Annotated in this window: 13 protein-coding genes; 8 read left to right on the plus strand and 5 right to left on the minus strand. The window is 38.3% G+C overall.

All coding sequences use genetic code 11. The annotated features are described in order from the left end of the window. The first annotated feature begins 33 nt into the window (after positions 1-33). Positions 34-954: a hypothetical protein gene (locus tag JWG41_RS11600; RefSeq protein WP_205270097.1), complete on the plus strand. Its 921-nt coding sequence runs from the start codon at positions 34-36 to the stop codon at positions 952-954. Positions 955-1,017: 63 nt separating this feature from the next. On the opposite strand, the gene JWG41_RS11605 is transcribed toward JWG41_RS11600, so the two are convergent. Beyond that, positions 1,018-1,323, minus strand: a complete 306-nt coding sequence (locus tag JWG41_RS11605) for a hypothetical protein (RefSeq protein ID WP_205270098.1) — start codon at positions 1,321-1,323, stop codon at positions 1,018-1,020. 186 nt (positions 1,324-1,509) lie between these two features. Here JWG41_RS11605 and JWG41_RS11610 point away from each other — a divergent pair, with 186 nt between their 5' ends. Continuing rightward, positions 1,510-1,722: an STAS domain-containing protein gene (locus tag JWG41_RS11610; RefSeq protein ID WP_232373953.1), complete on the plus strand. Its 213-nt coding sequence runs from the start codon at positions 1,510-1,512 to the stop codon at positions 1,720-1,722. Positions 1,723-1,792: 70 nt separating this feature from the next. Here the strand turns inward: JWG41_RS11610 and JWG41_RS11615 are convergent, their stop codons facing one another. The 4 genes from JWG41_RS11615 to JWG41_RS11630 form a co-directional block, all read right to left on the minus strand. Further along, positions 1,793-3,250 (minus strand): PAS domain-containing sensor histidine kinase, encoded by a 1,458-nt coding sequence (locus JWG41_RS11615; protein ID WP_205270100.1) that lies wholly within the window; start codon positions 3,248-3,250, stop codon positions 1,793-1,795. Between the two features lie 226 nt (positions 3,251-3,476). Next, complete coding sequence (locus JWG41_RS11620) at positions 3,477-3,896, minus strand: hypothetical protein (protein WP_205270101.1); 420 nt, start codon at positions 3,894-3,896, stop codon at positions 3,477-3,479. Positions 3,897-3,911: 15 nt separating this feature from the next. Continuing rightward, the gene (locus JWG41_RS11625; RefSeq protein WP_205270102.1) at positions 3,912-4,715 is read right to left on the minus strand and encodes an SDR family NAD(P)-dependent oxidoreductase; all 804 of its coding nucleotides are present in this window, start codon (positions 4,713-4,715) and stop codon (positions 3,912-3,914) included. Positions 4,716-4,894: 179 nt separating this feature from the next. Beyond that, positions 4,895-6,904: a neutral/alkaline non-lysosomal ceramidase N-terminal domain-containing protein gene (locus tag JWG41_RS11630; protein WP_205270103.1), complete on the minus strand. Its 2,010-nt coding sequence runs from the start codon at positions 6,902-6,904 to the stop codon at positions 4,895-4,897. Between the two features lie 226 nt (positions 6,905-7,130). On the opposite strand from JWG41_RS11630, the gene JWG41_RS11635 reads away from it, so the two are divergent. From JWG41_RS11635 to JWG41_RS11660, 6 genes are all read left to right on the plus strand, one after another. After that, a complete protein-coding gene (locus tag JWG41_RS11635; RefSeq protein WP_205270104.1) occupies positions 7,131-7,460 on the plus strand; it encodes a DUF3817 domain-containing protein in 330 nt (109 codons plus the stop codon). A gap of 35 nt (positions 7,461-7,495) precedes the next feature. Continuing rightward, positions 7,496-9,634: a 7TM diverse intracellular signaling domain-containing protein gene (locus JWG41_RS11640; RefSeq protein WP_205270105.1), complete on the plus strand. Its 2,139-nt coding sequence runs from the start codon at positions 7,496-7,498 to the stop codon at positions 9,632-9,634. A 148-nt stretch (positions 9,635-9,782) separates the two neighbouring features. Then, complete coding sequence (locus tag JWG41_RS11645; RefSeq protein ID WP_205270106.1) at positions 9,783-11,309, plus strand: lipid A deacylase LpxR family protein; 1,527 nt, start codon at positions 9,783-9,785, stop codon at positions 11,307-11,309. Positions 11,310-11,405: 96 nt separating this feature from the next. Continuing rightward, a complete protein-coding gene (locus tag JWG41_RS11650) occupies positions 11,406-12,737 on the plus strand; it encodes an MFS transporter (protein WP_205270107.1) in 1,332 nt (443 codons plus the stop codon). Further along, a complete protein-coding gene (locus JWG41_RS11655; RefSeq protein ID WP_205270108.1) occupies positions 12,734-14,422 on the plus strand; it encodes a glycoside hydrolase family 2 protein in 1,689 nt (562 codons plus the stop codon). Before JWG41_RS11650 ends, JWG41_RS11655 begins: the two co-directional genes overlap by 4 nt. A 10-nt stretch (positions 14,423-14,432) precedes the next feature. Then, positions 14,433-15,617 carry a YheT family hydrolase gene (locus tag JWG41_RS11660; protein ID WP_205270109.1) on the plus strand — a complete coding sequence of 395 codons (1,185 nt, stop codon included), beginning with the start codon at positions 14,433-14,435 and terminating at the stop codon, positions 15,615-15,617. Positions 15,618-15,619: the final 2 nt, after the last annotated feature.

Genomic DNA, 15,619 nt, shown 5'->3' on the forward strand with positions numbered 1-15,619 from the left:
GGATTTCTAGAGGGATCTCTTTTAATTCGACATATGAACTCAAAACAATGCCCGACCTGTGGAAGCACAAATTTATACCAAGAATCGGCAACCATCTACCGTTGTGGCGATTGTTTTGATAAAGTACCAACTGGTGGAATGGTAGACCAACCACCTCCGAAAGTATATGGCACATCCAAACACAATAAAAAAACGGACGCCATCGGAAACTGGAAAAATCTCATTACAGTGATTGTTTTCGCATGGGTTGTGTTAGGTTCCACTGCATTCACTTATTTTCAAAAACTCCAATCAGGAATCAGCTCTATCCAAGAAGAGGAAACCGTAACCATTCCCATTGATCCTCAGTTAGAATCCACGGAAATCAGCCCGGAAGGAGAATTCCAATTTAGTTCTGCTATGCCGGATGTTATCGGAAATGTTTACTTTGTTGGAAAATTCACTAACACAAGTGCACATCATTTACTGATGCCTAAGTTTACAGTTGATTTGCTAAACCAAGATGGATCTAGTTTGGGAACTAGTTTCGGGTATGCAGAAAAAAACATAGTGGCAATAGGGGAATCTGTCATCTTTCAGGTCTTATATAGTAAAACACCAAACTACGCTAGTTACAATATCACTGTGACAGCAACCACTCTTCCTGAAATTTCCAATCGACCGAGTTTGACTTTAAAGAATATAGACTTCAAACGAAATCAATACAAAGAACTAGTCCTTACAGGCAAAATCCAAAACAAAGGGAATACAACAGTCAACTTCACTCGGATCACTTGCCTACTTCTCGACAAACAAGAAAATTCGATTGATTATGAAAGTATTATTTTAGAAAATGAAGACTTCTTAACAAAAGAATCAAAAAACTTTGAAATTATTTTTTCCAGAATCAAACAAAACCCAAAATCCTATTTTTGCGAAACCGATGCGATTTTAAAAGAGAACGCAACCAACTAATTTTTTGTCGCAAGTATCAAAATACAAAAGTAACTAGAGATAAGAAACAAAATCCTATGATCTCTAGTCCCAATGTTTATGAAGGACTTTGTAAAAATTATCAATTGATTTGTCCAAGTTATGCGAACGCCAATAAGGATTGGCCTCAAGGGTGTCTTGGACAGTTTTAACCACACTCCGGGTAAAACTAGTACGATCAATTTTTGATCCTTTTTCTAGTTTGTCAAAATTTGTATTCCGAATGGAGAGTTCTTTTTTAATTGCCGTGGAAATAACGATAACCGCTTCGTCTGACGTTAGGCGGTGTTCCATCACGAGCAACTCAGCTGCTTCTTTGATTAATTTTAGTTGTCGATCACTTACAGACATATAGAATGGAAACCAATCTCATCACAAAAGGAAAAGAAAAACAATTCAGAAACAAGAAATTCAAATGGAAAAATTCTTTCAAAAAATCCAATCATATAAAAATAGTTTTAAACCTTGGCAATTGTAATCGAAATCAAGAACAATGATCTTTCTTTTGATGGGCTCAGCGGATTCCGGGAAAGAATTATGTCTACCATTAACGATACCAAGGAAGACGTCGTCTTAGACTTTACGGAGATTTCCATGTCCTTGGACAGCGCCACCATTGGGGAACTGATGAAATTTCATGCGGCCCTAGAATCACAACATTTACAATTACAAATTAGCGGGGTCAATAAACTCATCCGCACCGTCTTTCGATTGAATAAACTCGACACCATCCTCCATCTCATCGATTAAAATCTACGGAGGAGTACTAGTACTTTCTGACGAACCCAAACCTGGTTTATCTGATCATCAGATGCAAAATCTATCGAATCGGAACGATCAATTCAAACCGTACTTTTTGTCCGGGATTCACTTCCACTTTTCCTTTCAATTGTTGGACAAGGAGATTCATGAGTTTGATCCCAAACCCTGCTTCTGAATTTTCCAAGGAAAAGGTATCTGGTAAGGGTTCCCCATTGTCCTGATACACAAATTGAATTTGGTATTCTTCTTTTATGATTTGGATTTCAATGTTTCCCACATCCTGGGAAAGGAAAGAATGTTTTACCGAATTACAAATCAATTCATTTAAGATAATTCCTAAATTGTTTGCAATATCCGGTTTCACAACAATCGCAGTGGATGCATTGAAAACAAATGTGATATTTTTGGGATATGTTGATAGGATTTGACCTACCAAATTAGGAATGTATTCTTTTAGATCAATGGCATTACGATTTTGAGACCTGTACAAACGATCATATAAGGCCATCATACTCCTTAAGCGACCAGCCGCTTCATCAAACTGTTCTTTCAAGTGATCATCGTCAGAAAAGTTGGCCTGCATTTTAAGAAGGCTATAAACAGAAAACAAATTGTTTTTGATACGATGATGGACTTCTTGTAATAGTAATTCTTTTTCCTGTAATAATTGAGAGACTTTTTCTTCTGACTCGATGGTCCGTGTGATCAAAGTATGTAAGGCAAAAAAACGATTGATACTTCCATCGATAGAACGTAAAGGAACTATAGTAGCACTCACCCAGTATATAGATCCTGATTTGGTCCTATTTCTAATTTCTCCCTTCCAAACATATCCATTCTGGATCATATGATACATTCGATCAAAAAATTCAGGGGAATGAAATCCAGAGTTCAACAAACGATGGTTATTTCCGATAAGTTCATCTCTTAAATACATAGAAACTTCACAAAACCGATCGTTAACATAAGTAATCTGCCCATTCCGGTCTGTAACTGCAATGATCGCATGTTCATCAAAAGCAAGTTTCAATTGGGAAAATTCAAACTGAGACATTTTTAGTTCGAATAAACTTTGATGGCTAAGGTCCGAAACCTTGGGTTGTAGCTCTGCCGAGCTTTGAGATTTCGAATTCGACTTTGCGTGTAATTTATATTCGGTGCCAAGTTCGTCGGTAATGTCCCGAGCAATGACAACGATCCTTTTGTTCCCATCGGAATCAGGTTTGAGTTTTCCTCTGCATTCAAAGGTTAAAAAATGGCCTTCCTTATGAGCAATTCTCCAAATCCCTTTCGTTTCGGCACCGGGTGTTTGTAAACGAGAGATTTTGATTCGTAGTTCATTCCGATCCTCAGGATGAAAAAATTCATCTACAGAACGGCCAAGGATTTCGTGCGACTCATAACCTAACTTGTACTTGTGGAATGAATTAGCATAACGAATCTTATCTGAAGCATCCAATTCACAGACTAAATCAGGAATATCAGAAAGTAAATCGTTGTAATTTGTTTGAATCATAAAGTTGGAACTTTGTAGCAGATAATGAAATCGAAAATACCCTTCGAGTACAGGATTACCATCCCATTCAGAATGGTCTATCAAATTATAGGAATCAATAGAATGGTTCTAAACGTTAAAACAATATTTTCTTCAGAAATAGTTTAATTCTTCTGTATACATAAAAATAACAACTGTTCCACGAAAATAAAATGCTCTTTCTCGCTTTGGTGTTGGAAGTTCTTGTTTATTGGAAAATTTCTTTGGCTGCTTTAGGGTAACGGGACTGAATTCCATCCCACCAAACATCTGTACTAAAAGCTGCTGATTCCGAAATTTGCCACTTTCCATTTGTTTTTTTAAACAAAGCTTCTACATGGCAACAATCGTAGGGTATTTCTTCGGATAGAGAGATTTCTTTTCCATCCTTTCTTTTGGCTGTTCCGCGAAACCAAGCGAAATCTCCAGAAACTTTAAAATGTTCTACAACAAATATAAACTCTTGTTTGAATTCATTGGAAAGATTGGCTCGTAAAAGATCCAAAAGATAGGTTCGTTCCTTCTCATTGGTTTTGTCTTTTGTTTTATAATCCAATACATGAGTTTGAGAAAAAACTCCCATACTTAAAAATAGAATCATCCCAATAACATAAAAAAATCGTTTCAAATGAATTCTCCTACTTTATCTTACTTTTGCTTTTTGAATCATTTTAAAAAATAAAGACGGGTATACCGCCTGCAAAAACAATCCGAATTTTTCTTTGATACCGGAGATGACAACTTCACGTTGTTTATTGGCCACTGCATGTAAAATTCGATGAGCACATAACTGAACAGGAAGTCCTGCTGCAATTACAGAATCCATAGTTCCCGTAGAGGATCCGTCCCCCTTTAATGCATTTTTGGAAATATTGGTTTGGATAAATCCAGGATATACCATAGTCACAAAAATTCCTGAACTTTCTTCTTCTGATCGCAAACAATGGAAAAAACCAACTAACGCGAATTTGGAGGCAGAATATGCGGCACGAAGAGGACTTCCCAATTTTCCTGCAACACTAGAGATCACGGCAAAATGAACTTCCTTTTTACCTAAAATTTGTGGTAACATCGCCCGAGTCATTTCAGCGGCTCCGTAAAAATTGGTGTTCATGATTTTTTCGAGTGTGACTAAATTGGTTTCCTTGGTTAAGGACCTTTGGCTGATCCCACCGTTATGAATGACGACCTTAGGAATTCCATACTTTTGCAAACACCGTTTGGCAAATGCTGCCGTTGATTTGTAATCTTCCAAATCCAACTTCTCTACAGCGTAACGACCCTTTTCTAAATGGAGTTCTTTGGCAATGGCTTCTAGAGTTTTTGTCTTTCGGGAAGCAAGTAATACTTTGGCCTTATGTTTATACGCTTGAGCGACCAGTTCTTTTCCAATTCCAGAGGAGGCTCCGGTAATCCAAACCCATTCGTCTTGATAAAATTCACTCATACGATTTCCTCTTAAGCTCTCTTCCCTTTTCCTAAGATTTCCACTAGATACGGATTTCCCACAACTTGTTTTTTAGGTAGGATGGATTTCGAATGGGGGAGAAAGATTATAAAAAGAAACTCACTTCCTTAGAGAGACGCCTACCGATCCATAAGTCGGGACCGGTAGTGTTTCGGAGTTTAGATTCCACCCTCGATGCGGAAGCTGGGACATTCGATACGGTAAGGGGACCTGACCCCATCGGCGCCCAAATAGATCCCTTCGTGGACCAATCGGTATTCACCCGGCTTTGTATCGGCACTGGTTTCCCAAGTGAGATCCACACTTTCTTCTGCTCTAGCCCAGAAGCCTCGTTTTTGATAGAAAAACTTAGTATCAAAGTCGGCATCCGAACGAATCGGTTTCCAAGTAGATTTGTCTGAAACCTCCACCCATAAATAAGAAGCCACTTTCGGATACCCTACATTCGGATTTGCCGATGCGACTCGACAAGAGACTACTTCTCCTTTTTTGTAAGACTCTTCACTTGGTTGGATGATGTTTTGTGGTTTAGTGGAAACGGAATCAGCAGAAGGAATCTTCAATGGATGGACTTTTGCAGATAAATCCAATGGTAAAATGGTTGGGGATGTTTGCGGACTTCCATTCTTTAATTCAATAGACATCTGATGGAATTCTTGTCTAAGAGCATTCAAACTTTGAGGTCCATGTAATGTATGTCCACCTTCATAGTTTTGCGTTCCGTATTCTTCTGGTGTTGTGATGTAACCAGAAAAATCATTGGTGAGCCCTGAGAGAACGATTTCCGATGTTTTATCTTTCAAAACAGATAACACTTCTTTTTTAAGTCGTCTACTGGACATCGTTGTGACTTCATGTGGCATCACTAAAATGGTCAGATCGCCAACTAACACTAACCCGTATGGAAGGATTTGCGGAAGACTAGGAATGGGTTTGGTTTCTCCCATCGGGAACAAAACTGCTTTGGGATTTTGACATTCTCTAAGTTCTTCTGATGGAGATTGTAACATAAACTTGGCAATCCAATCAATGTAGAACCTTCGATTTTTATTTGTCATTCCTTCATGGAATAAAAAGTGTCCACCCCCTTCTTCCGTAGAACCTGCAGCAAAGGCATAACCATAGGCAGAAGGACAAGTAGTTTCTGTTTTACCGGTTTCTGAAAACTCTTTACTGACGGGGTGTTTACTCATATCGATAAATCTTTGTGTAAACGAAATACCACCTGACAGACGTTTCCCACTCGATTTCAAAATCTCTTGGCTTGCTAAAAACTGTCTTTTACCAATAATAAAACTACTATCGTAAATATCTTTTCCTGGCCCCGTATTGTTTAAATTTAAGTTAGGAGAGACATCTCCTTCGTTAGCTTGGGCAAAAATTGCAACAAAGTCATTTAACCCTTGTTTTTTGGCTTCTGATTCGGAAAGTATGGAAGCAATCCCTTTGTTGTCTGAAGAAATCAATCGATTGTCAAAAGTAATGTTTGTTGGATGTACTCCATACCAATTGACAAGTCCAATCGGAACACCTGCCACCGATACGGAGAGTTGCACCATCTCACGATCAATATTGTCAGAGTATTGTTTTCTTTCTGATTCGGGATTGGCAAGGTAAGCAGAAAGACTTCGGTTGATTCCGGCTTCACTCACAAACGTTTTCCCAATGGCCAACTCGGCTGGTTTTAGTTTGGAATAGGCTTCTTTGATGGATTCAAAAATTCCATCTCTTAAAACAGCATAGGACTCAGAATAGAATTCCTTGGAATAAAAGGAAACTTCCGAATAATGAAAATGGCCGGCAGGTCCACTATGAGTATGTGAAGCATTGATGAGAACGTTACCGTAACCAAAACCGGGATCCAGTTCGGTCTGAAGTCTTTTCACAACATCTCTTTGGATCTCGAATGGAATTCCACCCACCTCAGCCGTCACGTAAGCCAAAAGTTTTTTGGAAGCCTGTTCACGGATCACAAGAGAGCGCGCAAATTGTCTTGTGTGAATTCCAACCCCCGTTTGGTCTTCTCTGGCGTAACCCCAAAACATAACACCAACAGAAGGACCGGTAATGTCTTTTTTAGCCATAGCCGCAGAGTAAACCGGGCTCTCTTCCGACCCAAGGGAAACCGTGAAACAAAAAAGAAGGATTAAGAAAATTCGAAACTGCATCTTTCAAAGTGTAATGCTTTCGTTGGAAATGTCAATCCCGAACAATTGTCGACTAATTTTGCCGGAAACTTGCGATCCGGAGGAGAATCTCCGGGAATCGAGATGGTTTTTTAGATTCACCGAGGCGAGAAAGTCAGTGGATAGAAAAGGTAAGTCAGTGAAGAAATTAAGGACGAAACCAAAGAATCCGTGATTCTGGTGAATAACAAACTCCAAGGAAGTGATTATGTTCTCTTTACTCCAAACCAAACTAGGCCGATTCCGAATTTTAGCCTTTTTGGAGGGACTTTCTTTTCTGACAATTCTCTTCATCACCATGCCGCTCAAGTACATCTATAAGAATCCAGAACCAAACAAAATCGTTGGTCTCGTACATGGCTTGTTATTCCTTTTATATTTGGTAGAACTATTCCAAATCAAAGTAGAGTTGGAATGGAAGACCAAAAAAACTTTATTAGCAGCACTGGCATCGGTGGTTCCATTTGGAACTTTTATCGCCGAAAAATATTTATATTTGAAATCCGATGCGGAAGAACCAGTCGAAACAAAAAAGTAAACGATAAACACTTAAGGAATTGTATTGATTCTTTTATGAGTTCCTCATCTAACGTTAGTATTGTGACTTTTATAAAATCATTCCATCGCCACTCCCTAAAGATAGTATTTGTCTTCTGTTGCCTTTTCTCAGAGACTTTGTGGCCGGTAGAGTTAAGTGGAATTTTGGACAAACAGTCCATCGGGAAGGAGATTTTGATTCTGGAAGACAGGTCAAAATCTCTCACCATCACAGATATATTAAAAGAAGAAACCAATCAGAAGTTTTTTCCCTCCAAGGAAGAAATTCCCAATTTTGGACAAACTAACTTTCACTATTGGATCAAAATACCAATAGAAAACAAAAGCCAAGAACTCACAAAACGGTTATTAGAAATCAATTACAGCAATATTGATTTAGTAGAAGTTTACGCACAAACGAATGGCTCCTACCAACTCACCGATAAACTGGGAATGTTGTTTCCATTTTCCGACAGACAAATCAAAAACAGAAACTTTCTATTTCCATTAGAACTAGATGGGAATACGTCAAACACCATCTACATCAAACTCTATAATGGAGGTGGACTTTCCGTCCCATTGACCATTTGGGAAAAAGAAAATTTTTCGTTACATTATGCAGACATCCAACATGGATTAGGATTGTATTACGGAGTCATGATTGTGATGATCCTATACAATTTTTTTATCTTCTTAAGTGTAAAAGATGTCAGTTATTTATACTATGTAACCTATATACTTGGATTTTTGGGATTACAATTAACACTAACGGGACACGGCTTCCAATATCTTTGGCCCAACTTACCCGAATTTCAAAGAAATGGTTTTGTATTCTTTAGTGGTTTTTGCGTTGCCTCTTTGATTTTATTTACAAAACGTTTTTTAAATACAAAAAAGAATCTACCTAGTTGGTTAGACCAACTACTAAAAGTTTTTTTCATACTTCATCTAATCCAAATCCCCCTCACCTTGTTCTTTTCTCCAGAAATTACAGTAAAAATTGGGTTATTGTTAACCATTCCAGTTCCCATTCTTATTTTTGTTGCAGCAGTGATTAGTTTTTTACGCCATTACCGAGCGGCTCGTTTTTTCCTTCTCGCCTTTACTGTGCTCATTGGTGCAAGTCTAGTCGTAGTTTTTAAATATTTAAACCTCATCTCAGAAAATTTTTTAACTGAGTATGGTCTTTATATTGGATCTGCTTCTGAAGTCATCTTACTCTCCATTGCCCTCGCCGATCGAATCAATATCATGAAGGAAGAAAAAGAAGTGGCTCAAGCAAAAGCCATCGAGATGCAAAAAATTCTCACAGAGTCCTATGCACGGTTTGTACCGAAAGACTTTCTTGCTAACTTGGGAAAAGAAACCATCTTAGATGTTAAGTTAGGTGACCAAATCCAAAAGTATATGGCAGTTCTTTTTAGTGACATCCGCTCCTTCACTACACTTTCCGAACAAATGAGTCCCGAAGAAAACTTCAATTTCATCAACTCCTACTTAGGAAGGATGAGTCCCATCATACAAAAACACAATGGGTTTATCGATAAATTCATTGGGGATGCCATTATGGCACTCTTCGAAAGAAACATCACCGATGCTATTTTTGCGGGAGTGGATATGCAATTGTATTTAAAAGAATACAATTACCATAGAAATAAACAGGGGTATGTTCCCATTCAAATCGGAGTTGGGATCCATGCAGGATCTCTGATGTTAGGAACCATCGGTGCCGAAGAAAGATTAGAAGGTACGGTCATTTCGGATACCGTGAATTTAGCTTCTCGTGTTCAAAATCTAACAAAGATTTATGGAGCAAAAATTGCTGTAACAGAAGCTGCAATCCATGCCATCGATGACAAACACATTCAAAGTTTACAATATAGATTTTTAGATCGTGTCCGAGTGAAAGGTAAAACCAAACCCGTTTCTGTTTATGAAATCCTAAACGGAGATGAGCCCATATTTTTAGAAAAGAAATTAAAAACAAAAGAATTGTATTTAGAAGGAACAACGGCTTATCATTCAGGAAATTTTACCGAAGCAAAGGAAAAATTTGAAGCGGTCTCCAAACTCTTTCCCGAAGACAAAGCAACCCAGTTATATTTAAAAAGATTGTTTCCCGTAACCTCACCTCTCCCCTTATCCACAGAAGAATTTCCAGAAGAAGAGGAATGAGTTCTACTAAAGTATAAAAACTCTTCGTTTCGCGAGTGAACCCGTGACTTTTACAAGTAACCATGACTGTCAATTCACTTAGTAGGAAATGCTCAAAAACCCTCGAGAGTTCCTTGCGGATTCCCGAGGGGGATTTTCTATAGGCCTCATGAAGGCCTCTTGGTTCCTACCTCTCCTAAGTCTCGTTGTTAGTTTGGGTCTCAGTGCCCAAACAGCAAAGACAACTAAAAAACAAAGTCCAACCAAAACGGAAATTGCACCTGAAATAGAGAGAGTTAAACCCGAACCACCTAACCAATACCAACTCCGATTGATTATGGAGAACGATGCTTTTGGAGGTTTCTCAGATCGCTATTATACCAATGGTTCCCGATTGGAATTCCATATGACAGCGGGGGAATCCAATCCCACTAGAAGGGTTTTAGGATATTGGAACAACTTATTCATCACTCCATCGGAAACTACAAAATATTTACAAGGGTTCGCAATAGGACAAGAATTCTATACACCGACAAACATAACAAAGGCGGATGTGTCTTATGGAGACCGACCGTATTCCAGTCGGGCCTACTTTAGTAATTCATTAACCACAGCAACGGAAGACACAAGTATTACTACTGAAATAGAAGTTGGTATGATTGGGCCATCTGTTGGTGGTAAGTCAGCACAAATGAACTTTCATAATTTGATTGGTTCACCAACACCTCAAGGTTGGGACACACAAATTCCCAATTCTTACTCAGGTGCACTCAAAACCGATGTGCGTAAGTTCTATCACCGATTTGTTGGAACCCAATACAATTTAAATTTAGGAAACATTCAAACCGATGTATCCTTTGGCCTCATTTTTCGATTTGGGAATGTAGATAAAACTCCAGGGCCTGGTAGTTCTGCCTTACAACCTGGTTCTCCCATTCTCCACGAAGATGGAAAAGGATATTGGTATTTTTATATCAATCCAGGAGGCACATTACAGCTGTATAATGCCACAATCCAAGGGCAAATCGGAACAGAGAGAACTTATAAAACACAAAATAGAGGTTCTGCTTTCAGTAATTGGGATAATTATTTAAACAATCCAACGGTAGAAGCCGGAGAAAGAGAAATTCAATACAGAGCACTCACAGAAGACAATGGAAGAAATTCTTTACAAAGATACATCCTCTTCAATGAGTTCTTAGTAAGAGGAACAAACAACCCTTATAACATTGGACTCAATTATTTAATTTTTAACAATATCTTCAATGGTGCGGAAGATATAGAAAAAACAACTCGTATATTCCTTCTAAAGAATCTAGTCGACCAATGGGAGGAAATACCAGATAACGCGCGTGCTTTGGCGATTTATTCCATTTTTAGACCGGAAGGTGGAAAACTTCCTCCTCTCATCCGGTTGTATTCGTATGAAGTATTATCACAATTCATTTTAGATCCCAAACAAAGAGAGATCCTATTGCAGTTGTTACGTGATGAGATCCAATATAGAGACGAAAAAACATACGTCGCAGACTTAAAACGGGCTGTTGGTTTTGTTCGCGCTGGTTTTGTTTCCGTATCCAATGCAGGATTTTTATTTGGGCTTCATTACAATTACCAAACCATTGACTTTCAATCTGCAAAAGGGTTACCACAACAACACCAATGGGTAGGGTTCCAATTGGGAAAGGTTTTCTAAGGAAAATTTTGTAATTAGAATCGCTAATAAAGAAATTTGAACTCGTGTCAAAATTTTCTCGCCAAGGTAGCCATCTATCTTTGAAACTAAGCGATCATGAACAATCACAATTTAGGCGGACGGCTTTGGTCTGTATTGATTCTCTTTGGACTTGTAGGACAAATTGCATGGTCTGTAGAGAATATGTATTTCAATCTATTCATATACAACACCATAGCCAAAAGTACATCCTCAGTTACGGTGATGGTACAACTCAGCGGAATTGTGGCAACCTTCGCCACTCTCATTGCGGGAATCTTAACTGACAAAGCCGGGAACAGAAAGTATTTTATTTCTATCGGTTACCTTCTTTGGGGTCTGCTTACACTTTCTTTTGCCTTTGTTTCTAAAGAAAATACAGCACAATGGTTTGAATTATCAGATACCACTCAAATCATAAGTTTGACCATTACGATTGTGATCACTCTCGATTGTATCATGACTGCCTTTGGTTCCACTGCTAATGATGCCGCTTTTAATGCTTATGTAACAGATAACACAGGAAATGCGAGAAGCCTTGCCGAAGGAGTTCTTTCCGCCATGCCGCTTCTTGCCATGTTGGTTGTTGCTGGGGGATTTGGAATGATTGTCAGTGCCCTTGGTTACCCTGGCCTCTTTGTTGCCGTTGGAACGATGATGTCTGTTTCCGGAATTATCGGTTTATGGCTGATCCAAGACAATCCCAACCTCAAAAAACAAAATACTAATTTTATTTCCGATATCGCATACGGATTCCAACTGGGTGTGATTCGCGACCACAGAAAGTTATATTTATATTTTTTTGCAATGGGTATCTACGGAGTCGCAAGCCAGATTTATATGCCTTATCTCATCATCTATATGCAGGAGTATCTAAAATTTGATGCGATCCAATATTCGATCGTACTTGCGGGTGTGATTCTTGGTGCCAGTATCATCACTGTCTTACTCGGAAAAAGTTTTGATGGGAAAAACAAAGACAAATTACTCGTTTATTTTTCGATTCTTTATATCTTCGGAATGTTATCTTTATACGTTATGTCAAAATCTATTGATTTAAGTTTAAAAACACAAGTGATGTGGTTTACTGGAATCACCTCACTTCTATTAATCACAGGTTTTGTACAAGTCTTGGCACTTCTCGGAGCACAAATTCGAGACAACACTCCCATAGAAAATACAGGGAAATTACAAGGAATCCGAATGATCTTTTTTGTTCTCATTCCTATGTACATTGGCCCCATGATTGGAGAAACAATCAACCAAAGAACAAACCTTACTTATATTGATCCGGTGAATGGAACAACAGCCCATGTCCCTTCACCAGAAATCTTTTTATTCGGTGCCCTCTTTTGTTTATTCATCTTCATTCCTCTTTCGTTATTACTACGAGGCAAAAACTCCCAATGAAAATTTCCCATACAGAATATCCACGTCCTCAATTAGAACGAGATAGTTATATCAATTTAAACGGAGAATGGAATCTAAGCCACTCTCCGATCGGAAGTGAAATAAAAAAACATTACAAAATCAATGTCCCTTTCTCGCCGGAATCCAATGCCAGTGGGATTGGGAGTTTTATTCTCCAACCAGAGGAAGAGCTGGTTTACGAACGCGAATTTGAATTACAAACTGCTTTCCTCAAGGAAATCACCTTACTTCACTTTGGTGCTGTAGATTACTCCTGTATCTGTTATATCAACGGTAAAGAAGTGGGATCTCATAAAGGAGGTTTTTTACCATTTTATTTTGACGTCTCTTCTTATATCAAAATCGGTAAAAATGAAATCCAACTGAAAGTCACAGATCCAACCGATACGGGACACCAATCGAGAGGAAAACAAAAACTGAAACGAGGAGGAATTTGGTACACTCCTCAATCGGGAATCTGGCAAACGGTTTGGTTAGAAAGTGTATCCAAAGATTATATACAAGATATCAAAATTACGCCAAATATAGACACAAACTCTGTGAATATCCAAATCACTACGAATAGTTCCACCGCAACCATACAAATATTAGATGGTGATTCCGTGATCGCCGAATCTTCTGGGATTGAGACAAACATACCAATTCCTAATATGGAACTTTGGTCCCCTGAAAATCCAAAACTCTATGGGATTCTTATCAAAACTTCGGGAGATACAGTCAAATCCTATTTTGGAATGCGTAAGTTTTCCATAGGATTCGATGGTAAATTCAAAAGATTATTTCTAAATAACCAACCTTACTTTCACAATGGACTTTTAGACCAGGGGTATTGGTCGGAAGGTCTCCTCACACCGCCAAACGATGAAGAGATGGAAAAAGAAATCAAACTAATGAAAGATCTGGGTTTCAATATGTTACGCAAACATATCAAAATAGAGCCTATGCGTTGGTATTATCATTGTGACCGACTGGGGATTCTAGTTTGGCAGGATTTTGTTTGCGGTGGCGGAGCTTACGAAACTTGGAAGGTTGCTTATTTGCCTTTTATTGGTTGGAAAACAAAAGACACAAAGTATAAATTCTTAAACCGAAGAGATGAAAATGGCAGAAATGAATTTATAAAAGAGATGGACCAGACCGTAAACTTATTAAAAAATACGGTCTCTCTTTCGGTTTGGGTTCTTTTTAACGAAGGTTGGGGGCAGTTTGATAGCATCCAACTAACAGACAAACTGCGAAAACTGGACAATACAAGAACCATTGATAGTGTCAGTGGATGGTATGACCAAGGAAAAGGCAGTAGTGACCTAAAAAGTTTACATTTATACTACCAAAAACTAAAAGTTCCCAAAAATGAACCTCGTGTCATCGTATTATCAGAATTTGGTGGATACTCCCTAAAAACGGAGGGCCACGTTTATGATGAAAATAAACTTTTTGGTTACAAAATCCTTCCCGATAAACAAAGTTTAGAAAAGGAATATCGCAGTTTGATCGAAGACCAATTGGTCCCTTTGTTATCAAAAGGGCTTAGTGCTTCCATATACACACAAGTAAGCGACGTGGAAGAAGAGATCAATGGAATAGTCACCTATGACAGAAAAGTGGTTAAATTTGATTTAGAATTGATGCGAGAGCTAAATGCTAAATTAATATACGAATAGGGAAACGATCATGGAATTCATATGGGACCATCTCTTCATCACAATCATAGTAGTATTTACTTTGGCTTTTGGTTTCTATTACTTCTGGGAAGTGGTAGAAACTCCCGTCCTTAGGTTTAGCGAATCCGATTTTTTACTCCGTGTGATCGAAAGGTCTCCTAATCTAACAAACAAATACCATCCCACGTTTTGGTGTTTCAACCAACACCTGATGTTGCTCTTACTTATGTTCCGGGAATACCGCACAAAACCTTACAAGTACGACCAATTAGAACAATTAAAAATGAAAGATGGGGGGATTACAGGGCTTGCTTGGTCAGGAATCCATGCCAAAGCCACAAAAGAAGAAACACCTATCGTTGTTCTTTTCCATACCATTAGTGGTGATGAACAAGATGTCAAATCCACTGTAAAATATTTAAGAGAACGATATGGCTGGATGGTTGTTGTTTGTATCAGAAGAGGGCATGGAAACCTTCCCCTTACCAAACCAAAAATCAATACGATGGGTTCCACTTCTGACTTAAAAGAACAACTTGCTTACATTCAAAAAAAATATCCCAAAAAACAATTGTTTGGTGTTGGAATTTCAGCAGGTTCGGGACTTCTTGCGCGTTATTTAGGAGAAGCTGGAACAAAAAGCCAATTTAGTGCTGCTGTGGCCGTCTCTCCCGCTTACGATATCGAAAAGGCCTTTCACAGAGTCCATCCGGTTTACAGCAAAATTATGGGGCAAAGGTTGATTAGTTACTTTCTAAAAACACATTATGAAAGTTTATCAAAACTGAAAGGTATAGAAGAACTCTTAAAAATCAAAACTATCGGTGAATTTCAAGATAAGTTACATACCGTTTCTGGATATAAAGACAAAGAAAACTATTATTTCTATTCCAATCCAGTGTTAGTTGCAAAAAACATAAGGACACCACTTCTTGTTTTAAATTCTGCTGATGATCCCATTTGTGTGAATCAAAATGTTTTAGAAAATCTCCATTGGCTCGAAACCCTTCCCAATACCATTCACGTACATACCAAACGAGGAAGTCATATCGCATACTTTCAAGGATGGAAAGCCAAGTCTTGGTCTGATTCCATTATCGGAGAGTATTTTGCCGCAGTTCTAAAAGAAGATTCTCCCAAACAGAAACCAAGTAAAAAGACAAAATCTAAACTTAAGAAAGTTAAGTTGCGATAGAA

It is taken from the genome of Leptospira chreensis (assembly GCF_016919165.1).
Classification (GTDB): domain Bacteria; phylum Spirochaetota; class Leptospiria; order Leptospirales; family Leptospiraceae; genus Leptospira_A; species Leptospira_A chreensis.